The organism is Actinocorallia lasiicapitis (assembly GCF_054778695.1).
The window spans coordinates 1-1,317 of record NZ_BAAGZI010000728.1; the positions used below are offsets into that span (position 1 = coordinate 1).

1 pseudogene is annotated in these 1,317 nt (G+C 68.0%); it reads left to right on the forward strand.

The features are described 5' to 3' along the window. Positions 1 to 864, forward strand: a pseudogene (locus tag ACYVE7_RS34180) (TROVE domain-containing protein); the annotation flags it as partial. Positions 865 to 1,317: the final 453 nt, after the last annotated feature.

Here is a 1,317-nt window from a genome sequence, read left to right on the forward strand (position 1 = left end):
GTCGCCGAACGGCGCGCGCTGCTCGACCTGCCGGACGCCCAGGCGCACCTGCGCGCGGCGGGCATGACGTGGGAGTCGGTCGCCGGCTGGCTCCAGGGCCCGCTCGACGCACGGGCCTGGACGGCGCTCCTGCCGTCCCTGGGCCATCTGGCGACCCTCCGCAACCTTCGCAATCTCGACAAGGCGGGTGTTCCGGACGAGGTCGTGGCGCCGGTCGCCGCGCGGATCGCGGCACGGGACGGCGGGGAGCGCGTCCTGCCGATGCGGTATCTGTCGGCGTACCGGTCGGTGCCGTCGCTGCGCTGGGCGTGGGCGCTGGAGCAGGCGTTGAACGCGTCGCTCGCCGAGGTGCCGGCGCTGCCGGGGCGGACGCTGGTGCTGGTCGACCGGTCGGGATCGATGTTCTGGGCGACGTCCGAACGTTCGGAACTGACGTTCGCGGACACCGCCGCCGTGTTCGGCTCAGCACTGGCGCTGCGGGCGGAGCACGCGGACCTCGTCCAGTTCGGCAGCGCGCACGCGGTGGTCCCGTTCACCAGGGGCGAATCCGTGCTGAAGGTGGTGGAGCGGTTCGGTGATCTCGGCGGAACCGAGACCGCCGCGGCCGTCCGCGCCCATTACCGGAACCACGACCGGGTCGTCATCGTGACGGACGAGCAGGTGTGGGCCGGTGCCGACGGGACGGACCCGGCGTCGCACGTCCCGGCGAAGATCCCGGTCTACACCTGGAACCTCGCCGGGTACCGCCACGGCCATGGCCCCTCGGGCCGGCTCAACCGCCACACCTTCGGCGGGCTGTCCGACCACGCCTTCTCGATGATCTCCACCCTGGAAGCGGGAAGGTCGGCGGACTGGCCCTTCTGACCCCCTCCGGCGGGCCGTTTCGGCCCGCCGGAGATACCACCGAGTCTTGGTTTGACGTTCGGTGCGGCCGGGCATATGTTTCTCTTCGCCTCGCCGAGCGCGGGACGCCACAAGGGTCACACCGAGGGGCGGCCGAACGGCTGAGGAACCCACTCGAACCGCCTGGAACAGGCGTGGCTTGCCACGTCCGAAACAGACAGAACGGGACGGAGTTTGACACTCCGGACAGTGCTGGTAGATTAGCGGGGTTGCTCTGAAACGGCCCGAAAGGGTACGAAAATGAGCAAACAGGGACGGAAGTTGACAAACTCTCCGAGCCTGGTAAGTTAGAAGGGTTGCTCCGAAGGAAGCCCGCAAGGGTGGAAAATGGTGCGACACCGTTTCTTGAGAACTCAACAGCGTGCTAAAAGTCAGTGCCAAATAATAGGTGGCTGGGCTTCGGTCTGGTCATCG